Origin of the sequence: Paracoccus yeei ATCC BAA-599, from assembly GCF_000622145.1 — a bacterium.
Lineage (GTDB): Bacteria > Pseudomonadota > Alphaproteobacteria > Rhodobacterales > Rhodobacteraceae > Paracoccus > Paracoccus yeei.
On record NZ_KK211402.1, the window covers coordinates 210,246 to 230,608 of the forward strand.

At 68.6% G+C, this 20,363-nt stretch carries 18 protein-coding genes and 1 pseudogene; 8 read left to right on the plus strand and 11 right to left on the minus strand.

The genetic code is table 11. The features are described from left to right. Window positions 1-179 precede the first annotated feature (179 nt). The 3 genes from otsB to BU28_RS0118730 are packed head-to-tail and all read left to right on the plus strand — an operon-like array spanning window position 180 to window position 4,086. The gene (gene otsB / locus BU28_RS23820; protein ID WP_051578317.1) at window positions 180-926 is read left to right on the plus strand and encodes a trehalose-phosphatase; all 747 of its coding nucleotides are present in this window, start codon (window positions 180-182) and stop codon (window positions 924-926) included. After that, a complete protein-coding gene (locus tag BU28_RS0118725) occupies window positions 923-2,719 on the plus strand; it encodes a glycoside hydrolase family 15 protein (protein ID WP_028720774.1) in 1,797 nt (598 codons plus the stop codon). The genes otsB and BU28_RS0118725 overlap by 4 nt, the downstream gene beginning before the upstream one ends. Next, window positions 2,716-4,086, plus strand: coding sequence for an alpha,alpha-trehalose-phosphate synthase (UDP-forming) (locus BU28_RS0118730; RefSeq protein ID WP_028720775.1), 1,371 nt, complete (start codon window positions 2,716-2,718; stop codon window positions 4,084-4,086). The genes BU28_RS0118725 and BU28_RS0118730 overlap by 4 nt, the downstream gene beginning before the upstream one ends. On the opposite strand, the gene BU28_RS0118735 is transcribed toward BU28_RS0118730, so the two are convergent. From BU28_RS0118735 to cyoA, 5 genes are read right to left on the minus strand one after another with little or no spacing between them, the layout of a single operon-like run. Beyond that, the gene (locus tag BU28_RS0118735; protein ID WP_233145013.1) at window positions 4,083-4,826 is read right to left on the minus strand and encodes an SURF1 family protein; all 744 of its coding nucleotides are present in this window, start codon (window positions 4,824-4,826) and stop codon (window positions 4,083-4,085) included. The two genes, BU28_RS0118730 and BU28_RS0118735, sit on opposite strands and share 4 nt — an antisense overlap. Then, on the minus strand, window positions 4,823-5,224 hold the full coding sequence (gene cyoD, locus BU28_RS0118740; RefSeq protein ID WP_036763551.1) for a cytochrome o ubiquinol oxidase subunit IV: 402 nt from the start codon (window positions 5,222-5,224) through the stop codon (window positions 4,823-4,825). Before cyoD ends, BU28_RS0118735 begins: the two co-directional genes overlap by 4 nt. Then, window positions 5,224-5,844, minus strand: coding sequence for a cytochrome o ubiquinol oxidase subunit III (gene cyoC, locus BU28_RS0118745; RefSeq protein WP_028720778.1), 621 nt, complete (start codon window positions 5,842-5,844; stop codon window positions 5,224-5,226). The genes cyoD and cyoC overlap by 1 nt, the downstream gene beginning before the upstream one ends. 3 nt (window positions 5,845-5,847) lie before the next feature. Continuing rightward, window positions 5,848-7,860, minus strand: coding sequence for a cytochrome o ubiquinol oxidase subunit I (cyoB, locus tag BU28_RS0118750; protein ID WP_028720779.1), 2,013 nt, complete (start codon window positions 7,858-7,860; stop codon window positions 5,848-5,850). A gap of 12 nt (window positions 7,861-7,872) precedes the next feature. Further along, window positions 7,873-9,078, minus strand: a complete 1,206-nt coding sequence (cyoA, locus tag BU28_RS23825) for a ubiquinol oxidase subunit II (RefSeq protein WP_051578318.1) — start codon at window positions 9,076-9,078, stop codon at window positions 7,873-7,875. A 206-nt stretch (window positions 9,079-9,284) separates the two neighbouring features. Here cyoA and BU28_RS0118760 point away from each other — a divergent pair, with 206 nt between their 5' ends. From BU28_RS0118760 to BU28_RS0118780, 5 genes and pseudogenes are all read left to right on the plus strand, one after another. Then, the gene (locus tag BU28_RS0118760; protein WP_028720780.1) at window positions 9,285-10,592 is read left to right on the plus strand and encodes an MFS transporter; all 1,308 of its coding nucleotides are present in this window, start codon (window positions 9,285-9,287) and stop codon (window positions 10,590-10,592) included. A 113-nt stretch (window positions 10,593-10,705) separates the two neighbouring features. After that, on the plus strand, window positions 10,706-10,960 hold the full coding sequence (locus BU28_RS0118765; protein WP_028720781.1) for a type II toxin-antitoxin system Phd/YefM family antitoxin: 255 nt from the start codon (window positions 10,706-10,708) through the stop codon (window positions 10,958-10,960). Beyond that, the gene (locus tag BU28_RS0118770) at window positions 10,961-11,377 is read left to right on the plus strand and encodes a type II toxin-antitoxin system VapC family toxin (RefSeq protein ID WP_028720782.1); all 417 of its coding nucleotides are present in this window, start codon (window positions 10,961-10,963) and stop codon (window positions 11,375-11,377) included. Window positions 11,378-11,523: 146 nt separating this feature from the next. Then, window positions 11,524-12,912: pseudogene (locus tag BU28_RS23830) on the plus strand (L-cystine transporter). Window positions 12,913-12,980: 68 nt separating this feature from the next. After that, window positions 12,981-13,376, plus strand: a complete 396-nt coding sequence (locus BU28_RS0118780; RefSeq protein ID WP_028720783.1) for an acyl-CoA thioesterase — start codon at window positions 12,981-12,983, stop codon at window positions 13,374-13,376. Window positions 13,377-13,395: 19 nt separating this feature from the next. Here the strand turns inward: BU28_RS0118780 and BU28_RS0118785 are convergent, their stop codons facing one another. From BU28_RS0118785 to BU28_RS0118810, 6 genes are all read right to left on the minus strand, one after another. Then, window positions 13,396-14,679 (minus strand): lytic murein transglycosylase, encoded by a 1,284-nt coding sequence (locus tag BU28_RS0118785; protein ID WP_028720784.1) that lies wholly within the window; start codon window positions 14,677-14,679, stop codon window positions 13,396-13,398. Window positions 14,680-14,755: 76 nt separating this feature from the next. Further along, window positions 14,756-15,751: a CobW family GTP-binding protein gene (locus BU28_RS23835; RefSeq protein ID WP_036763554.1), complete on the minus strand. Its 996-nt coding sequence runs from the start codon at window positions 15,749-15,751 to the stop codon at window positions 14,756-14,758. Beyond that, window positions 15,748-16,845 (minus strand): N-acetylglucosamine-6-phosphate deacetylase, encoded by a 1,098-nt coding sequence (locus BU28_RS0118795; protein ID WP_036763556.1) that lies wholly within the window; start codon window positions 16,843-16,845, stop codon window positions 15,748-15,750. The genes BU28_RS23835 and BU28_RS0118795 overlap by 4 nt, the downstream gene beginning before the upstream one ends. Beyond that, on the minus strand, window positions 16,839-17,747 hold the full coding sequence (locus BU28_RS0118800) for an ROK family protein (RefSeq protein WP_028720786.1): 909 nt from the start codon (window positions 17,745-17,747) through the stop codon (window positions 16,839-16,841). The genes BU28_RS0118795 and BU28_RS0118800 overlap by 7 nt, the downstream gene beginning before the upstream one ends. Before the next feature lie 203 nt (window positions 17,748-17,950). Beyond that, window positions 17,951-19,060, minus strand: a complete 1,110-nt coding sequence (locus BU28_RS0118805; protein ID WP_028720787.1) for a ParB/RepB/Spo0J family partition protein — start codon at window positions 19,058-19,060, stop codon at window positions 17,951-17,953. Next, on the minus strand, window positions 19,057-20,361 hold the full coding sequence (locus tag BU28_RS0118810; RefSeq protein ID WP_028720788.1) for an AAA family ATPase: 1,305 nt from the start codon (window positions 20,359-20,361) through the stop codon (window positions 19,057-19,059). The genes BU28_RS0118805 and BU28_RS0118810 overlap by 4 nt, the downstream gene beginning before the upstream one ends. Between the last annotated feature and the right edge of the window lie 2 nt (window positions 20,362-20,363).

A 20,363-nucleotide genomic window follows, 5' to 3' on the forward strand; every position in this document is an offset into this window, starting at 1 on the left:
GTCGCGGCATGCCCTTGGGGGCGTCCTTGCCTGCCTGGCGATCAATCACGCGGCACGGCCGGGCCCCGGGCGCCGCAGCGCGGAACCATGGCGCGGCGGGACGCATTTCTTGCGTGACCGGGCGCCCCGGCGGGAGGCGTTCCGCCGGTCGCAAGACCCGCAAAGGAACGGAGAGACCCTTGAAAGACACCAGCGTCGACCTTGCCACCCTGGACCTGGACCGGCACGCCTTCTTCTTCGATTTCGACGGCACCCTGGCCGAATTCACCAACCGCCCGCAGGACGCCTCGATCTCGGACCGGCTGCGCGACGACCTTTTGCGGCTCAGCGAGCGGACGGGCGGCGCGGTGGCGATCATTTCGGGGCGCGGGCGGTCCGAGATCAACGAACGCCTGGGCGAGGTGATCCCGGTCGCGGGGCTGCACGGGGTCGAGTTTCCCGACCCGGCCGAGTCCGACGACCCGGACCGGGCGCGGCGCGTCGCGGCGGTGCGCCCGCTGCTCGAACCGCTTCGGACGCTGACCGAGGCGCATCCCGGCTCTGTCCTCGAGGACAAGGGCGAAGGACTGGCCCTGCACTGGCGGGCCGTCCCCATGGCCGAGGCCGCGATGACCGAGGCCGCGACCCGCGCCCTGGCTGACCTGGGCGACGGCTGGATCATCCAGCCCGGCAAGTTCGTGGCCGAGATCCGGCCGCGGGGGGCCGACAAGGGCACGGCGCTGCGCCGCTTCCTGGCCGTGCCGCCCTTTGCCGGGCGCCGCCCCGTGGCCTTCGGCGACGACCTGAACGACCTGCCCATGCTGCGGGCCGCGCGCGAGGCGGGCGGCATCGCCGTCGCCATGGGCGAACGCGACATGCCCGCCGATGTCCATCTGCCCGGACCCGCCGCCCTGGCGCTGTGGCTGGAACGGAGGCTGGCCGCATGACCGCTTTGCCCACCTCGCTGGACCTGGGCCTGATCGGCAATGCCGCGACCGCCGCGCTGGTCGACGCGCGGGGCGACATCTGCTGGATGTGCCTGCCCCGCTTCGACGGCGATCCGCTGTTCTGCGGCCTTCTGGAACCCGTCGCCGGCCCCGACGAGGGGCGCTGGTCGATCCGGGTGGACAACCTGGCCGAGTGCCACCAGGCCTATCGCCGCAACACCGCCATCCTGGAAACCGTGCTGACGGACGACCAGGGCAACAGCCTGCGCATCACCGACTTCATGCCGCGCTTTCGCGACCGCGGCCGGATGTTCCGCGGCCGTACCCTGGTGCGCATGATCGAGCCCCTGACGGGCATGCCCCGCATCACCATGCGCCTGCGCCCGCGGCACGGCTATGGCGAGCATCCGGCGCGGGTCCGGCGCGGATCGAACCACGTCCGCTACGAGCTCGGCCCCGAAGAACTGCGCCTGACCACCACCGCGCCGATCGAATTCGTGCTGAACGAAACGCCCTTCCTGCTGGACCGGCCGCAAGTCTTCCTGCTGGGCCCGAACGAGCCGCTGAGCGATGCGCCGCAGGTGATCGCCGACCGCTTCCTTGAACGGACGCAGGATTACTGGCTGGACTGGGTCCGCGCACTTTCGATCCCGCCCGATTACCAGGAGGCGGTGATCCGCGCCGCGATCACGCTGAAACTGTGCGAATACGAGGAAACCGGCGGCATCGTGGCCGCACTGACCACCTCGATCCCCGAATACCAGGGCACCGGCCGGAACTGGGATTACCGCTTCTGCTGGCTGCGCGACAGTTTCTTCACGGTCAAGGCGCTGAACGCGCTTGGCGTCACCAAGACGATGGAGGACTATCTCGATTACGTCCTGAACCTCGCGACCGGGGCGCCGGACGGCTACATGCAGCCGCTGTTCGGCCTGGGCCACGAACGCATCATCACCGAGGAGGAGTGCCCCCATCTGGCCGGCTACCGCGGCAATGCCCCCGTGCGGCGCGGCAACGCGGCCTATACCCAGGTCCAGAACGACGGCTACGGCTCGGTCATCCTGGCGGTCAGCCAGTGCTTTTTCGACGAACGCCTGCCCCGTCTGGGCGGCACAGACCTGTTCGAGCGGCTCGAGAACCTGGGCCACCAGGCGGTGGCGCGCTGGAACACGCCCGACGCCGGCCTGTGGGAATTCCGCACCCGCGAAAGCATCCACACCCATTCCGCGCTGATGTGCTGGGGCGCCTGCGACCGGCTGGCGCGCATCGCGGCGCAGCTTGGGCTGCCCGACCGCGCCTCGTTCTGGGCGGGCCATGCCGACACCATCCGCGACGCCATCGAGGCGCGCGGCTGGAACCCCCGGCTGGAAAGCTATGTGATGACCTTCGACGGCGAGGACCTGGACGCAAGCCTGCTTCTGATGACCGAGGTCGGCTATACCACGGGCGCGAACGCCCGCTACCAGTCCACCGTCGCCGCGATCGAGGAGCAGCTGCGCCAGGGCCACCACCTGTTCCGCTACAAGGCTCCGGACGATTTCGGCACGCCCGAGACGGCCTTCAACGCCTGCACCTTCTGGCTGATCGACGCGCTGTGCCGACTGGGTCGCCACGACGAGGCGCGCGAGATCTTCGACGAGGTGCTGGCGCAACGCAACCGGCTGGGGCTGCTGTCCGAGGGGATCCACGTCGAAACGGGCCAGCTCTGGGGCAATTTCCCCCAGACCTATTCCATGGTCGGCCTGGTCGATGCCGCGATGAAACTGTCCAGAAGCTGGGAGGAGGTCGTATGAGCCGCCTTGTCGTCGTGTCGAATCGCCTGCCCGCCCTTGGCAAGGGCGTCGCGGCCGGAGGGCTTGCGGTGGCATTGGAAGCCGCGCTGAAACATCACGAAGGGCTGTGGCTCGGCTGGTCGGGCCGCGCGGTCGAGGACGCGACCGACGACCTGCGGCTGGTCGACGAAGGCAACGTCACCTATGCCGCCCTGGACCTGACCCCGGAGGACATCGCGGGCTATTACGAGGGCATCTCGAATTCGGTCCTGTGGCCGCTGTGCCATTACCGCCCGGACCTGCTGGAATTCAACCGCACGGCGATGGAGCGCTATCTGGCGGTGAACGAGAAATTCGCCCGCGTCCTGGTCGGGCTGCTGCAGCCGGGCGATTTGGTGTGGGTGCACGACTATCACCTGATGCCGCTTGCGGCCAAGCTTCGCGCGCTGGGGGTGACGAACCGCATCGGCTATTTCCACCACATTCCCTGGCCGGCGCATGACCTGTTCCGCGCCCTGCCCCGCGCCGACGATTTCCTGTCCGAGATGCTGGCCTATGATGTGGTGGGCCTGCAGACGCCCGGGGACGCGAAGAACCTGCGCGACGCGCTGGACGCCGCGCGCCACCGGCTGGAGCGCGCGACCTCGCCGCGCGGGACCCGGATCGGCGCTTATCCGATCTCGATCGACACGCGCGGCTTCACCGCCCGCGCCCGCCGCGCCCGCGACCTGCCCCGCATCCGCGACCTGCACCAGCGCTTCGGCCCCCGCGACCTGGTGATCGGGGTGGACCGGCTGGACTACTCCAAGGGCCTGCCCGAGCGCCTGCGCGCCATCGAGCAGCTGCTGGAAAACCATGCCGGGCTGCACAACCGCGTCAGCTTCCTGCAGATCACCCCGGCCTCGCGCAGCGGGATCGAAGGCTATGACCGCATCCAGCAAGAGGTCGCCGAGCGCGCGGGCCGGCTGAACGCCAGCTACGGCACGCTCGACTGGGTTCCGGTGCGCTATATCAACCGCGCCTTCAGCCACAGCCTGCTGGCCGGGCTTTACCGGCTGGCGCGGGTCGGGCTGGTGACGCCGTTGCGCGACGGCATGAACCTGGTCGCCAAGGAATATGTCGCCGCCCAGGACCCCGAGGATCCGGGCGTCCTGGTGCTGTCGCAGTTCGCGGGCGCCGCGGCCGAGATGCAGTCGGCGCTGATCGTGAACCCCTATGACGTCGAAGAGGTGGCCAACGCCATCGCCCGCGCCCTGACCATGTCCATCGCCGAACGGCGCGAGCGTCATACCGACATGCTGCGGCGCCTGGAACGCTACCCGGTCTCGGTCTGGGCGGAAAACTTCGTGACCGACCTCGAGGGACGAAAGCACGCCTCGGCGGCCTAGGGCTCGTCGCGGCCGTCCCGCCTGAGCGCAAAGACCGAGGCGGCGGCCAGGCCCGTCGCCATCGCGAACCAGGTCAGCGCATAGCTGAGGTGGGTGTTGCGAAAACTCACCACGGTCAGCCCGCCGACGGGCAGCGCGCCCGCGACTTCACCCGCCTCGGCGTCGATGAAATAGGGCGCGGCCTGCGCGATGCCGTGCTGCGCCGACAGGGCCGCGACATCGCGCGAATACCAGCGCCCGGCCTGCGGGTCGTTCTTGCGCAGGAAGGCGCCGTCCGGCTGGGTCATGCGCAGCAGGCCCGTGACCTCGACCGTCCCGTCCGGGCGGGCGCGGTCGGCGGCCTCGCGGCGGTCCATGGGAACGAAGCCGCGATTGATCCAGACGGCCCAGCCCTGCGAGGTTTCCAGGGGCGTCATCACCCAAAAGCCGGGGCCTTGCGCAGTCACCGCCTGGGCCAGTTCCTCGGCCGCGAAATCGTAGCGGCCCGTCACCGCGACGCGGCGGTATTCGTCGTCCTTTGCGGTGAGGCCAAGCCAGTCGCCCGGCCCCGGCGCGGGGGCCGGCGGGGCGGCCAGCCGCGCCTCGACCCGGGCGATCAGGTCGGTCTTCCAGTGCAGGCGCTGGACCTGCCAGACCCCCAGCGCGCACAGCACGACGACGCCAAGCGCCGAGGCGAGCGCCATCAGCCACCAGCCCGCGCCGCGCCTGCGCGGCCCGCCGGGGGCCGCGCGCTGGGTCACGGCATGACCTGCAGTTCGTGGTTCATCTGCGGCATCATGTTCTGGTTCATATGGAACATGACCCACAGCGAACCGGCCAGGACGATCACCACGATGACGATGGTGAACAGCGTCGACAGCAGGGTCCAGCCCTCTTCGGCGCGGCTGTTCATGTGCAGGAAATAGACCATGTGGACCAGCATCTGCGCCACGGCGCAGATCACGATGATGCCCACGGCCAGCGGCCGGCTGTCGATCCAGCCGCCCATGACGATCCCGAAGGGAATGACCGTCAGGATCACCGCCAGCACGAAGCCGGTGATATAGCTGGAATAGCTGCCGTGGTCATGGTGATCGCCCTGGCCGTGGCCATGGTCTCCATGATGCGCGTCGTGATGATGATTGTGCGAATGGGCCATCACAGCACCCCCAGCAGATAGACGACGGTAAAGACCCCGATCCAGATCAGGTCCAGGAAGTGCCAGAACAGGCTCAGGCACATCAGCCGGCGCTGGTTGGCCTGGGTCAGCCCGAATTTCGACACCTGGACCATCAGCGTCACCAGCCAGATCGAGCCGAAGGTGACGTGCAGCCCGTGGGTGCCGACCAGCGTGAAGAAGGCCGACAGGAAGGCCGAGCGTCCCGGTCCCGCGCCGATGTGGATCAGGTGGTGGAACTCGTAAAGCTCGATGGCCAGGAAGCACAGGCCGAAGAACAGCGTGATCCCCAGCCAGCGCAGCGTGCCGCTGCGGTCGCCCTTGGCCATGGACAGCATGGCAAAGCCGTAGGTGATCGACGAGAACAGCAGCATCGCCGTGTTGATCGCGACCAGCTCCAGGTCGAACAGGTCCTTTGGCCCCGGACCGGCGGCCAGGTTGCCCTGAAGCACGCCGTAGCAGGCGAAAAGGACCGCGAACATCAGGCAGTCGCTCATCAGGTAGACCCAGAACCCGATGCTGGTCGAGGCGCCTTCCGGATGATGGTGGGGCTCGGTCTCCCAGTATTCGGCGGGGGACTTGAGTTCGGTTGCGGTGCTCATGCCTCAGGCTCCCTGTGCGGCCAGCGCGCGGTCGCGGGCTTCTTCCGTCTCGCGCACTTCCTCGGCGGGGACGTAATAGTCGCGGTCATAGTTGAAGGTGTGCCAGATCGCATAACCGACGATGCCGACAAAGGACAGGACGGCCAGCCACCAGATGTACCAGATCATCGCCAGTCCGCAGAGGGTGGACAGCCCCGCCAGCACCACCCCGCTGCCGGTGTAATGCGGCATGTGGATCGGGATGTAATCGGCCTTGGGACGCGCGGCGCCCGCCTGCTTCATGTCCCACCAGGCGTCCAGCCCGTGGACCACCGGCGTGAAGGCGAAGTTGTAGAAGGGCGGCGGCGACGAGGTCGCCCATTCCAGCGTCCGCCCGTTCCAGGGATCGCCCGTCACGTCGCGGTATTCGGGTTCGTTCCGCTTCCAGATCGAGACGGCGAACTGCACGAACATCGCACCGATCCCGGCGGCGATCAGCGCCGCGCCGATGCCGGCGATGATGAACCAGATCTGCAGGCTCGGGTCGTCGAAGACGCGCACCCGGCGGGTCACGCCCATCAGGCCCAGGATATAAAGCGGCATGAACGCCACCCAGAAGCCGACGACCCAGCACCAGAACTGGACCTTGCCCCAGAACACGTTCAGCTTGAAGCCGAAGGCCTTGGGCCACCAGAAGTTGATCGCGGCGAAGGTCCCGAACAGCACGCCGCCGATGATGACGTTGTGGAAGTGCGCGATCAGGAACAGCGAGTTGTGCAGCACGAAATCCGCCGGCGGCACGGCCAGCAGCACGCCCGTCATGCCACCGATGACGAAGGTCAGCATGAAGGCCACCAGCCACATCATCGGCAGTTCATAGCGCACGCGGCCGCGGTACATGGTGAACAGCCAGTTGAAGATCTTGGCGCCCGTCGGGATCGAGATGATCATCGTGGTGATCCCGAAGAACGAGTTCACCGACGCGCCCGATCCCATGGTGAAGAAGTGGTGCAGCCAGACCAGATAGCTCAGGACCGTGATGCAGATGGTGGCATAGACCATCGAGGTATAGCCGAACAGCCGCTTGCCCGAGAAGGTGGCCGCGATTTCCGAATAGACGCCGAACAGCGGCAGGATCAGGATATAGACCTCGGGGTGGCCCCAGATCCAGATGAGGTTGATGTACATCATCGGATTGCCACCAAGGTCGTTGGTGAAGAAGTTGGTGCCCAGATAGCGGTCCAGCGTCAGCAGGATCAGCGTCATGGTCAGCACCGGGAACGACGCCACGATCAGGATGTTGGTGCAGAACGACGTCCAGGTAAAGATCGGCATCCGCATCATGGTCATGCCCGGGGCGCGCATCTTCAGGATGGTGACCAGCAGGTTGATGCCCGACAGCGTGGTGCCGACGCCCGCGACCTGAAGGCCCCAGATGTAATAGTCGACGCCGACCCAGGGGGAATAGGCGATGCCCGACAGCGGCGGGAAGGCCAGCCAGCCGGTCTGCGCGAATTCGCCCACGAACAGCGAGGCCATGACGATCACCGCGCCGCCCGTTGTCATCCAGAACGAGAAGTTGTTCAGGAACGGGAAGGACACGTCGCGCGCGCCGATCTGCAGGGGCACGATATAGTTCATCAGCCCTGTGACGACCGGCATCGCCACGAAGAAGATCATGATGACGCCATGCGCCGTGAAGATCTGGTCATAGTGGTGCGCGTTCAGGTAGCCCTCGGACCCGTTGAAGGCCATGGCCTGCTGGATGCGCATCATCACCGCGTCGGCAAAGCCGCGCACGAACATGACGATGCCCAGGATCATGTACATGATCCCGATCTTCTTGTGGTCGATCGAGGTGAACCACTCGTGCCACAGATAGCCCCACAGGCGGTATTTGGTCAGGGCGGCGACCATGGCGATGCCGCCCAGGGCGACGACCACGAAGGTCGCCATGACGATCGGCTCCTTCGGGATGGCGTCCCAGTTCAGGCGCCCCAGAAGGAAGGTCGTTTCGACATTTGTTGGAATGGCCATCTGGGACTCCGGTCAGAGTTGGGTTTCGACGGCGTTGTCTCGCCGTGCGTCCTGGATGCTCCGAGGCATATCGATGCCAAGGCGGTTTTCAGGGCGGGGCAACGCCACGCCGCGCATGGGCGACTGGTCGATGCGGGTCTGCGGATCGGTCTTGCGCAGGTCGGCGAACATCTTGGCCGAATCCTCGGGCGTGCAGAAGCCGGTGACAATGAAGGGGGTGGGCCCCAGCACCGGGCGCGGAATGCCGCGGCGCAGGTCCTTGTCATGGGTCAGCTGCGCGGTGTTGATCGTGCCGGCAAGCCCGGTGCCGCCCTGCGCGTCCAGCGCCATCATCTCGGCCATGCAGATCTTGTCCTGCTCGACGCACATGTTGACCACGCGGTCGAACAGTTCGGGGTCCACGTCGGCGAAGGTCTGCGGCTTGACGTTCTCGGTCGGCGCTTCCAGCTCCAGGTATTTCGCGCGGTCGAGCAGCCCGCCCGCGGCGCGCGCCTCGTCCACCCAGGCGTCGAAGCCCGCCTGGTCCGTCGCATGGGTCTTGAACCGCATCCCCGAAAAACCGTGTCCCGAGTAATGCGAGGCAAGACCCTGATATTCGCCCGGGTTGTTGAAGACCCCGTGCAGCGTGGTCTGCATCCCCGGCATGGCATAGATCATGCCCGCCATCGCCGGGATGTAGAAGGCGTTCATCACCGTCGAGGAGGTCAGCGTGAACTCGATCTCGCGGTCGGTCGGCACCGCCAGCTCGTTGATCGAGGCGACGCCCTGCTCGGGATAGATGAACAGCCATTTCCAGTCCAGCGCGACGACCTGGACCCGGAACGGGTCCTCGTCGGGCACGGGCTGCTCGACCGACAGCCGGTCCAGCCGGCGATAGGGGTCCAGCAGGTGGGTGCCGACCCAGGTCAGCGCGCCCAGGCAGATGATGATCAGCAGCGGCGCCGCCCAGATCACCAGCTCGAACTTGGCCGAGTGGTCCCAGTCGGGCGCATAGGTCGCATCGCGGTTCGAGGCGCGATAGCGCCAGGCGAACCAGATGGTCAGCGCCATCACGGGAATGATGATCAGCAGCATCAGCCAGGTGGACTGCACCAGCAGGTCGCGTTGCCGCTCGGCGACATCGCCCGAGGGCGACAGGACCTCCATCTTGCAGGCGGCGAGGCCAAGAACGATCGGGGCAAGCGCGGCAAGGCGCGCCAGGCGAAAGGGTATGTGCATGAAGCCTGACCTCACCAAGGGGGGAGCATGAGGATGAGTCGGTTAAGCCCCACCCCCTAAAGGCTGGGCCCGGAACCAGACATAGGACAATTTGCCACACCCTGCACACCTTGAATCTGGCGGTTGACCAAAGGATGCTCTCGGCCTTCTATTGCCCCCAAAGCCTCCCCTCCTCGGCCCGGGTGCCCCCAAGAGGTCAGCTAGACATGAGCGCAGCGCACACCCCTTCCACGCTTCCCGATGAGGCGAAGGACATCCACGTCTCGCCTTCCGACATCGCGGTGGGCGTCGTCATCGGCCGGTCGTCCGAGTTCTTCGACTTCTTCGTCTTCGCCATCGCCTCGGTCATCGTGTTCCCGGCGCGGTATTTTTCCTTTGCCGATCCGCTGACTGCGACGCTGTGGTCGTTCACCGTCTTTGCGCTGGCGTTCCTGGCGCGGCCGCTGGGCACGGCGTTCTTCACCGTCATCGACCGGCGCCACGGCAAAAGCGCCAAGCTGACGCTGGCGCTGCTGATCCTGGGCACCTCGACCGTCGGCATGGGCCTGATCCCGTCCTATGAAAACATCGGCGCGGCCTCGATCTGGCTGCTGTGCCTGCTGCGAATCGGGCAGGGCTTCGCGCTTGGCGGGGCCTGGGACGGGTTGCCGTCGCTGCTGAACATGAACGCGCCCAAGGGGCGGCGCGGCCTTTACACCATGATGCCGCAGCTTGGCGCGCCGGTCGGCCTGGCCGTCGCCAGCCTGCTGTTCGCCTATCTGCTCAGCAACATGTCGCAGGCCGATTTCCTGGACTGGGGCTGGCGCTATCCCTTCTTCGTGGCCTTCGCGATCAACGTCGTGGCGCTGTTCGCGCGCCTGCGCATCGTGGTGACCCCGGAATACACCGAGGCGTTCGAGACGCGCCACCTGAACCCGTCGAGCTTTCGCGCCGCCTTCCGCCAGGACGGCCGCATGATCCTGATCGGCGCCTTCGTGCCGCTGGCCAGCTTTGCGCTGTTCCACATGGTCACGGTGTTCCCGCTGTCCTGGGTCTATCTCTACACCAGCGAAAACCCCGCCGGCTTCCTGGTGATCCAGGCCATCGCCGCCGGCTGGGGCTTTCTCGCCATCGCGGCCTCGGGGCTGCTGGCCGACCGCATCGGGCACCGCAAGCTGCTTTATCGCGGCGCCATCGCCATCGCCATCTTCAGCCTGGTCGCGCCGCTTCTCTTGTCGGGCGACAAGCTGGGCGAGGCCGTCTACATGACCGTCGGCTTCATCGTGCTGGGCGTCAGCTTCGGCCAAAGCTCGGGCGCGGTCGCATCGCTCTTCGACCCGGCGCGGCGCTACACCGACTCGGCGGTGGTGTCGGACCTGGCGTGGCTCTTCGGCGCGGGCTTCGCACCTCTGGCGGCGCTGGCGCTGTCGTCCTGGCTGGGCCTGCCGGCGGCGGGGCTTTACCTGCTGTCGGGCGCGGTCTGCACCGTTCTGGCGCTGCGCTTCGCCCGCCGGATCGAATTCGGGCGCAGCTGACCCCGTCCCAGTCCCTGCAAGCACGCCCGGGCCGCCCCAGCCCGGGCGTTTTTCTTGAAACCTGCTCCATCCTGCGCTATCTATCTAGCCAGAGAGCTAGACAGGAAACCGCCATGTGGACGCTTCAGGATGCCAAGAACCGCTTTTCGGCCGTGGTCGATGCGGCGCTTGCCGGCCAGCCGCAGCAGGTGACGCGGCGCGGCAAGCCCGCCGTCGTGGTGCTGGCCGCCGCGGATTACGCCCGGATGCTGGCCGCGACGCAGGAAAACCGCGGCTCCTTCGCCGCCCACCTCCTCAGCTTTCCCGGCCCCGACCTGGGCCCCGATTCCGGGCGCGCCCGGGTGGCCCCGCGCGACGTCAGCTTCTGAATGCTGATCCTGGATACCAATGTCTTGTCGGCGCTGCGCCGCCCCGAACGCAGCCCGGCGGTCGCCGCCTGGCTGGCCCGGCAGGACGACACCGCGCTCTATCTCTCCGTCGTCACCCTGGGCGAGATCGAGCGCGGCATCACCCGCCAGGAATCGCAGAACCCACCCTTTGCCCGCGACCTGCGCGACTGGCTGACGCGCACCGTCACGCTGTTTTCCGACCGCCTGCTGCCCTTCGGCGCGGCCGAGGCGTTGCTCTGGGGCCAGCTTTCCGCCCGGCTGGGCCACGCCGGGGCCGACCTGCTGATCGCGGCGACCGCGCTTGCGCATGACGCGGCCGTGGTCACCGGCAACACCGCCGATTTCCGGCCGACCGGCTGCCGGCTGGTCGATCCCTTCGCGCAAGGGGCCGGATAGCGTTCCACGCTTTCCCGCCTGGGTGGAACTTTTTCACGTCCCCCGGCGCTAAGCGACCGGGTTCGTGCTTATTTTCGCGGCGACCTTACCCTGCGGCGCGGCGGTGACTAGCATAAGGACCCCATACAATAAGCCGGAGACGCACCATGGCGCCCGTGTTCATCAACCTTGTTCTGTTCGCTGCCCTGCTGTTCGGCCTCGCCCGATTGCAATCCGGCACGCTTTCGCTGTCCGCCCGGGTCTTCGTGGGCCTGGTGCTGGGCACCCTGTTCGGCATCGGCCTGCAACTGGTCTATGGCGCCGCCGATCCGACGCTGGCCACCACGATCAGCTGGATCAACATCGTCGGCAACGGCTATGTGCAGCTGTTGCAGATGATCGTCATGCCGCTGGTCTTCGTCGCCATCCTGAACGCGGTCAGCAAGCTGCACGACGCGTCCTTGCTGGGGCGCATCTCGGCGCTCACGCTGGGGACGCTGCTGGGGACGACCGCCATCGCGGCCTTCGTCGGCGTCGCGATGTCGCTGGCCTTCGGCCTGACCGCCGAAGGGCTGGCGCAGGGCGCGCAGGAAACCGCCCGGCTGTAGACGCTGCAATCGACCTATGCGCCCAAGGTCGCCGACCTGACCCTGCCGCAGCTGATCCTGTCCTTCATCCCCAAGAACCCCTTCGCCGATCTGACCGGCGCGAACCCGACCTCGATCATCTCGGTGGTGATCTTCGCGGCCTTCCTGGGCGTCGCGGCGATCCGGCTGGTGCGGCGCGACCCGGACAAGGGCGGGCGCCTGATCGCCTTCATCGACCTGATGCAGTCCTGGATCGCCCAGCTCGTGCGGCTCATCATGACGCTGACGCCCTTCGGCGTCATGGCGCTGATGACCAAGATGGCCGCGACCTCGAACGCCGCCGACATCCTGAACCTCGGCAAGTTCGTCCTGGCGTCCTATCTGGGGCTCGCGATCATGTTCGGGGTGCATGCGCTGCTGCTGGCGGCGACCGGGGTGAACCCACTGGCCTTCTTCCGCAAGGTGCTGCCCGCGCTCAGCTTCGCCTTCTCCAGCCGGTCCAGCGCCGCCACCATCCCCCTGAACGTGGAAATCCAGACCCGCCGCCTGGGCGTGCCGCCGACCATCGCCAGCTTTGCCGCCAGCTTCGGCGCCACCATCGGCCAGAACGGCTGCGCCGGGCTTTACCCGGCGATGCTGGCCGTCATGGTCGCGCCGACCGTCGGCATCAACCCGCTGGATCCGGGCTGGATCGTCAGCCTGATCGCCATCGTCACGCTCTCCTCGGCGGGGGTCGCGGGGGTCGGCGGCGGCGCCACCATGGCCGCGCTGATCGTGCTGCCGGCCATGGGCCTGCCGGTCACGCTGGTCGCGCTGCTGATCTCGGTCGAGCCGCTGATCGACATGGGCCGCACCGCGCTGAACGTCAACGGCTCGATGACGGCGGGCACCATCACCTCGCAGCTGCTGGGCCAGACCGACCGCGCGGTCATGGCCAGCGAGGACGAAGGCAGCCTGCAGAACGCCTGAACGGGCTTTCCCCCGGGTGGGCGGATCGGCTAGCAAGACCTGCCAGCCCCCGCCCGCAAGGAGACACCATGCCCCTGACCGACAGCGACATCCAGCCGCCCGGCAGCCCCACCATCCGCACCATCGCCATGCCCGCCGACACCAATCCGGCGGGCGACATCTTCGGCGGCTGGCTGATGAGCCAGATGGACCTGGCCGCCGGTTCGGTCGCGGCGCTGACCGCGCGCGGCCGCAGCGCCACCATCGCGGTCGAGGGAATGAAGTTCCACCGCCCAGTCAAGGTCGGGGACGAGGTCTCGCTGTACGCCGAGATCGTCCACATCGGCCGCACCTCGATGCGCATCCATGTCGAGGCATGGCGCCGCGAACGCCACCGCGACGACAGCCAGCAGGTGACCGAGGCCACCTTCACCTTCGTCGCCCTGGACGAGAACGGCGCAGCCCGGGCGGTGCTGGGCGGCTAGGCCGCCCGACCCCCCTGCCCTAGCCCCGGCGCAGCTGGGCCAGCAGCTCGGCGCTCGGCTCTCCGGTCACGGGCAGGCCGCGCGACTGCTGATAGGCCCGGATCGCGTTCGTGGTGTTCGAGCCGACGTTGCCGTCCACCCCCTGCGTGTCGAAGCCGCGCGCGGTCAGCAGCTCCTGCATCTCCTTGCGGCTCTCGATGCGCAGGCCGGGGTGGCTGGCGGGCCAGGGGTTGGTCAGCCCCGGATAGCCTTTCAGCCGGTCGGCCAGATGCGCCACCGCCAGCGCATAGCTGTCGGCGTTGTTATAGCGCAGGATGGCATGGAAGTTGCGCGTGATCAGGAAGGCCGCCCCGTCGCGCCCGCCCGGCACCAGCAGTTCCGCCGAAGCCCCCGCCGGCGGCAGCGGCCGGGAACTGGCCTGCCGGATGCCCAGCGACTGCCACTCGGCGACCGAGCGGCGCTTGCCCTTGCCTGACAGCCCCATGTCGAAGCCTGCGGGCAGCACCACCTCGACCGCCGCCGGCAGGCCGCGCTGCCAGCCCGATTTCGCCAGGTAGTTCGCCGTCGAGGCCAGCGAATCCGACGGGTCGTTCGACCAGATGTCGCGCCGCCCGTCGCCGTTGAAATCGGCGGCATAGGCCAGATAGGTGGTCGGAATGAACTGGGTGTGCCCCATGGCGCCGGCCCAGCTGCCGGTCATATGCGCGGGGTCGATGTCGCCCGCCTGCAGGATCTTCAGCGCCGCGATCAGCTGGCTGCGAAAGAAGTCGCCGCGATACCCCTCATAAGACAGGGTGGACAGCGCCTCGATCAGCGGCAGGTCGCCACGGCGCTCGCCATAGGTCGATTCCATGCCCCAGACCGCGGTGACGACCTCCTTGTCGACGCCGTAGCGCGCCTCGACCGCGTTCAGCACGCCGCCGTATTGCCCCAGCGCCGCGCGCCCGTTGGTCTGCCGCTTTTCCGAGACGGCGTTTTCCAGATACTCCCACAGGGATTTCTTGAACTCGGCCTGGTTCTGGCTGCGCTTCACCACCTCGGGGTTGTAGACCACGTCGCGGAAGGCGAATTCCAGCGTCTGGTCGCTGATCCCCTGCCCCCGCGCCTGACCCTTGAAGTTCGCGACCCAGGCGTTCAGCCCCGCGACCTTGGCGGGGGGCGGGTTCTGGTTGCGGCCCCATTTGATCTCCTGGCTTTGCGGGGCCACGCCGCGCGGACCGGGACCATAGTTCCCCACCCCGCACGAGGCGAGCATCAACGCCACCGCCGCAAAGCCGACCGAATGCCTGAATGAAATGCGCATGACTGCCCCTTGTGTGTTCTTGGTTGCGGCCAGCCTAGCCAAAGCGCAGCCCGGCCGGAACCCCTGGAATCGACGCTCAGCCGCCAAGCCCCGGCACGCGCGCACCCGCCGCCAGCGCGGCGAAGCGGCGTTGCAGCAGCGCGCCGTCCAGCCCCTCGCCGATGACGACCAGCCGCGAGCCGGCCGGGCCCTGGGGCCAGGCCTCGGCCATGACGGGGGGATAAAGCCGGTGGCCCACGGCATGGACGACCAGCGGGCGGCTCGGGTCATCGGCCGCCGCGACCAGCCCCTTGGCGCGCAGGACCTGCCCGCCCGCGACAAGGCCCGCCAGGAACTTCATCAGCCGCGCGCGCTCCAGGGGCGCATCCGCCGCCAGCGTATGGGCGGCGATGCCGCCATGCCCCGGCCCCCGCGCCTCGGCCAGCCAATCGCCAAGCGCCGCGCCCTTGCCCGCCGCGTCATAGCTGCCGGGGGCCAGCAACATCCCAGGATCGAACCCCGGATCGCCCGAGTCATGGACCTGCACCCCGGGATTGATCGCCGTGAGCGCCGACAAGTCGCAGGGCGGGCCAAGATCGGTGTGGCTCAGCACCAGATGGTCGGCAAAGGCCACCTGCCGCAGCGCCTGCGCATGGCGCGCGACCAACGCCGCAATCCCCTGCGCATCCGCCACCGTGATGACCGAGGACAGCCGGAACGCCCGCGCCACCGCATGGTCGCGCAGCGCGGTCGCGGGCAGGCCGCCGGGGATCAGGCTGTTCACCACGGGCGCGGGATCGGCCAGCCCCGTCGTTTCGACCAGCACCCGCGCGTAGCCGGGCAAGGACCCGTCGCGCCGCCCGCGCAGCAGCTCGTCCAGCGTGCTGCGCAGGTCGCTTCCCGCCGTGCAGCAGATGCAGCCGGTGCTGGTCAGCACCCGCTCGCGTCCCTGTCGCACCAGATGATGATCGACCGCGACCGCGCCGAATTCGTTGATGATCAAGGCCGTATCGGGATGCGTGGCCAGCAGGCGGTTGACCAGCGTGGTCTTGCCCGCGCCCAGAAAGCCGGTGACGACAAAGACCGGGATCATGCGCCGCGCCCCGGCAGCGGCACCATGCGCAGGTCGTGGTCCAGCGCCAGCAGGTCGCGCAGCGCGGTCCCCGGCGCGACGGCCAGCGGCGGCAGGCCCATCGCCCGGCGCGGCCGGTCGGTCGCCATCGCGATGGCGGTCTCGGGGCTGGCCCCGGTCAGCGCGACCAGCACCCGCATGGCCTGCGGCAGGTCCAGATGCGCGCCGGCCAGCGCGCCCTCGGCATTGACCAGCCTGCCGTCGCGAACCGCGATCTCGCGCCCGTACAGGCTGAAGCGGTCCGGCCCCCCGACCGTCGGCATCGCGTCCGAGACCAGGAAGCAGCGATCCCCCGCGACCCGCAGCGCAATCGCCAGCATTTCGGCCGAGACATGGATGCCGTCCGCGATCAGCCCGCACCAGCCATCCGACAACAGCGCGGCGGCGATCACCCCCGGATCGCGCGCCGCCATCTGCGGCATTGCGTTGAAAAGATGAGTGAACATGGTGACGCCCTGCGCCAGCGCGATGCGCGTCTGCGCGGCATCAGCCATGCTGTGCCCGGCCGAGAGCACCACGCCCAGGGCCTTCGCCTCGGCCAGCAGGGCCGGATCGGCGGTCTCGGGCGCAAGCGTCAGCAGCACCGGCACCTCAGCGGCGCGCAGCCGGCGCAGCACGGCCAGCGTGCGGGCATCCAGCGGGCGGATGAAGCGCGCCTCATGCGTGCCGCGCCGCTCGGGGGCGATATGGGGCCCCTCGATATGGATGCCGGCGACGCCCGGCGCGTCCCGGCAGGCGATCACCGCATCGGCGGCGGCCTCCAGCACCTCGGGCGCGTCGGTGATGACCGTGGGCAGGATCTGCGCCACCCCCAGCCGATGATGGGCGGCGGCGATGGCGGCGATCCCTTCGGGCGTCGGGTCGGCGTTGAACAGGACGCCGCCGCCGCCGTTCACCTGCAGGTCGGTGCAGCCCGGCACCAGCAGCGGCACATGATGGTCGGGCCGGTCGGCGCCCAGCGGGCGCAGGGCCAGGACGCGGCGGCCGTCGGTGTCCACGGCCATGCCCGGGACCAGCGCGCCCTCCTGCCAGATCCGGTCGGCCGCGATCAGCACGGGCCCACCCCGCAGGCCATCAGCGCCGCGCCGCGCGCGCCGGAACTGTCGCCATGCAGCGCCAGCCGCAGGTCGGGCTCCCGCACGCCGCCCAGCCGGCGCCCGTCCAGCGCCTGGGCCAGACGGTCGACAATGCCCGCCATGTTCGACAACCCGCCACCCAGGACGATCACCTGCGGGTCCAGCATCAGCTGCGCGTCGTACAGCATCTCGGACGCCAGATCGGTCCAGATCGCCAGCGCCGGCGCGGCCGCCGGGTCGCCGGCCAGCGCGGCGGGGTCGGTCTGCGCGATCCCGGCCCAGGCCGCGATGCGGGCCAGCCCGGGGCCCGAGACATAATTCTCATAGCATCCGGCCTGGCCGCAGCCGCAATCCCACAGTGGCAGCCCATGCCGCGCCAGCGCCCGGGCCGGCACGCCCATATGCCCGATTTCGACGGCAAGGCCCGAGGCGCGGTGCATGGGCCGGCCGTCCAGCACCATGCCGGCCCCGACCCCGGTGCCCAGCACCAGCCCCAGGACCGAACGCGTCCCCTGCCCCGCCCCGCCATGGGCCTCGGACCAGGCAAAGGCTGTGCAGTCGTTCATCAAGGGCAGATCGCGGCCCAGCCGCCCGCGCAAGGCATGGCCAAGGTCGCGCCCGGTGACCGGCAGGTTCGCGGCGGTGGCGCGGCCGGTGTCGGGGTCGATCACCCCGGCGATTGAGATGCCGATGGGCAGGGCCGCGCCCCCCAGCCCCTCCAGCCAGGCGACTTGGGCGGCGACGGCCTCGATCAGCGCGTCGAAATCCTGAGTGGGCGTCGGCAGGCGGTGGCGGTCGAGCGTGGCGAAGCCCGCGTCGAAAAGCCGCGCCTCGATCTTGGTGCCGCCCAGGTCTATCGCCCCGCTGATCCTGCCTGCCATCGCCCGTTGTCCCTGCCCCGGCGTCGCCCGGTTTTCAGGCCGGGCTAGCACGTCCGCCCGGCGAGGCAAAGCGCGGGCGAACGGAACATAACAAGAACATTCACCTGTGGCGCGGCCGCACGGGGGACTTCGCGTCCCCCGGGCCCCCTGCGGGATATTTGGGCAAGAAAGAAGCACTGGGGGCGGCTTCCCCGCGGGGAAGGTCACTCAAGGCTTTCCAGCATGGAGCGGACGGCGGCCTCGAGCTTGCGGCGGTCAATGGCCGAGAAGTCGCGTGGCAGCCGGATCTCGAGCCGGCCGTTCGCGGCGGTGCATTTGGCGCTGCCCTGAGGGCGCGCGATCTGGAAGGTAGTGCGCGCCTTCCCCGCGGGGACGGTCGGGGACTTGGCCTTGGGTGCGGGCGCGGTGACCGCATCCTCGCCCTGCCCTGCGAAGCGGCGGAGCAGATCGAGTTCGTCCTTGATGCTGCGGGTGTCCCAGTCCTTGAGCTCGGCCCGGATAGCGCCGACCAGGCCCGGCACCTCGTCCAGGCGCGCCGCCAGCGCCAGGCCCAGGGCGCGCGGGATCTCGGCCATGTAGAGGAGCACGCCGTCCAGCGCCTCGACCACGCGGATGAAGCTGCGGATATAGCTGCGCTTCTGATAGCCGGCGGACTTGAACAGGATCGCCACGGCCTTCTCGGGGTCGTTCTCGGGCGTCAGCGGGTCCATGGCGTAATGCAGGGCGAGCTGGGCCATCTCGGCGAAGGAGATGTCCTTGCGCACCAGGTTCTCGTCCACCATGCGGCGGTAGAGGCGCTCCAGTTCGTCGCCGCGCGCCGCAATGCCGGCCGGGATCCGGCCCCAGGTTTCGGCGTCGCCGGTCTCCTCGAGCAGCTGGCGATAGGCCGAAAGGCGGCGCCAGCCTTGGATCAGTTCGTAGCGGCCGTTCCCGGCGGGCTCGACGCGGATCGGGTTCGAAAGGCCGATCTCGCGGATCGAGGCGACCAGTTCGGCCAGTTCGAAATCGGGACCGGGCGCGCGGTCGCGGATCAGCTTACGGGTGTCGATGGCGTCGATCGGGATCAGGTCGGTGATCAGCCCTGCCCGTTTCAGCCGGACATGCTCGGCAGCCAGCGCGTCGTTCTCGGCCCGGATATCGGCTTCAAGCCGGGCGCGCTCGCGACTGGATTCGGCGGTTTCGCTGATCGCGGTGGCCATGGGACCGCGACGCGGCGGCTCGGCCTCGGGGACGGGCTCGACCTTCCCCGCGGGGACGCCGGGGGCGGGCTCGTCGGGCATCTCGATGTCGAACATGCGGCGCTTGCGGCTCATGCCTGATCCTCCAGCTTGGCCCAGGCTGCGATGGCGTGGGACTTGAACTCCTCATAGGCCTGATCGAAGGTCGCGCGGGCGCGTCGCCACGTGCCGCGGGTCATCTCGCGGTAGTCGATCTCGTAGATGGAGCTGAGGAAGCGGCCGGATTGCTCGACGGCGCGGGTCAGCTCGATCGGGTGCTCGGCCATGCGATCGCCGAAGACCTGGCGGAAAGCGCCGAGCATGGCCTGGTGCAATTCGTTCGAGGGCTCGAACCGCGTCATCAGGAAGCGGACATCGGCGAAGGCCTTGGGCAGGCGGATCTTCCCCGTGGGGAAGTTCTCGAACCCGTGCGAGAGGTCCTCGAGCGCCTCGGAGAGCTGGCCGATGAAGCTGGTGGTCGAGTCGTATTCCCAGTAGCCGGGACCCGAGGGGATATAGAGCATGTCGGCGGCAAAGACCGCGTTCATCGACTGGTAGCCGATGGCCGGCGGGCAGTCGAAGAGGATCAGGTCGTAGGCATCGTCCGCGAGGCTGTCGAGGAAGCGCGAGACCGCGCCGAAGAAGGTCCATTCCGGGTTCAGGTGGCGGTACTGGGCGCTGGCGAACTCGACGAAGGCGGCGTTGGCGCAGCTGGGGATGATGTCGATGGTGGGCCAGGCGGTGGGCTTGATGAAGTCCGCAGGCCGCAGCGTGCCGAGACCCATGTCGCGGATCGAGGCGGGCAGCTTGCGCTGGGGCAGGGCGGTGCCCGATTCGGCGCCGCGGGCGACGGCGTTCATGCGGTCGGTTTCGCGTTCCAGGTCGCGGGCCATGATGCCCCAGACGGTATGATCCTCGCCCACGTCGGTCAGGCCCATGCTGTGCGACAGCGTCGCCTGGGGGTCGAAGTCCACCAGGAGGACGCGGTAGCCGTCGAGCGCCGCGGCATGGGCGAAGTGCAGCGCCACGGTCGACTTGCCGGCGCCGCCCTTGAAGTTCGCGATGGCGGCGCGGAAGGCGCGCTTGCCCTCGGGGCGGGGCGGCATCAGGCTTTTGCGGTTGACCTTGATGCGGCGGCGCAGCTCGTTCACCTCGTCGAGCGAGAACCAGCGCTGGCGGCCGTCCTCCTCGACTTCCCCGAGGGGAAGGTTCGGGTCGGCGGCGAGCTTGCCGCGGAAGGTCGACTGGTTCATCCGGAAGATCAGCTCGGCCACCTCCCAGGAGGAGAAGCGGCGCAGGGTCTTTTCATTGGCCGGGCTGAAGGTCTGGCGCCGGATCCAGCCCTGCATCTTGAGGGACTGGGCCTGCAGCCGGGCGAGGTCTTCGTGCGTGTACATCT

Coding starts and splice junctions, on each gene's coding strand:
- BU28_RS0118800 (WP_028720786.1), bottom strand. CDS start 17,747: ATGGCAGGCAGGATCAGCGGGGCGATAGACCTGGGCGGCACCAAGATC.
- cyoB (WP_028720779.1), bottom strand. CDS start 7,860: ATGGCCATTCCAACAAATGTCGAAACGACCTTCCTTCTGGGGCGCCTG.
- BU28_RS0118725 (WP_028720774.1), top strand. CDS start 923: ATGACCGCTTTGCCCACCTCGCTGGACCTGGGCCTGATCGGCAATGCC.
- BU28_RS0118770 (WP_028720782.1), top strand. CDS start 10,961: ATGCTGATCCTGGATACCAATGTCTTGTCGGCGCTGCGCCGCCCCGAA.
- BU28_RS0118730 (WP_028720775.1), top strand. CDS start 2,716: ATGAGCCGCCTTGTCGTCGTGTCGAATCGCCTGCCCGCCCTTGGCAAG.
- BU28_RS0118785 (WP_028720784.1), bottom strand. CDS start 14,679: ATGCGCATTTCATTCAGGCATTCGGTCGGCTTTGCGGCGGTGGCGTTG.
- BU28_RS0118810 (WP_028720788.1), bottom strand. CDS start 20,361: ATGTACACGCACGAAGACCTCGCCCGGCTGCAGGCCCAGTCCCTCAAG.
- BU28_RS0118805 (WP_028720787.1), bottom strand. CDS start 19,060: ATGAGCCGCAAGCGCCGCATGTTCGACATCGAGATGCCCGACGAGCCC.
- BU28_RS0118765 (WP_028720781.1), top strand. CDS start 10,706: ATGTGGACGCTTCAGGATGCCAAGAACCGCTTTTCGGCCGTGGTCGAT.
- cyoC (WP_028720778.1), bottom strand. CDS start 5,844: ATGAGCACCGCAACCGAACTCAAGTCCCCCGCCGAATACTGGGAGACC.
- cyoA (WP_051578318.1), bottom strand. CDS start 9,078: ATGCACATACCCTTTCGCCTGGCGCGCCTTGCCGCGCTTGCCCCGATC.
- BU28_RS23835 (WP_036763554.1), bottom strand. CDS start 15,751: ATGATCCCGGTCTTTGTCGTCACCGGCTTTCTGGGCGCGGGCAAGACC.
- cyoD (WP_036763551.1), bottom strand. CDS start 5,224: ATGGCCCATTCGCACAATCATCATCACGACGCGCATCATGGAGACCAT.
- BU28_RS0118760 (WP_028720780.1), top strand. CDS start 9,285: ATGAGCGCAGCGCACACCCCTTCCACGCTTCCCGATGAGGCGAAGGAC.
- BU28_RS0118780 (WP_028720783.1), top strand. CDS start 12,981: ATGCCCCTGACCGACAGCGACATCCAGCCGCCCGGCAGCCCCACCATC.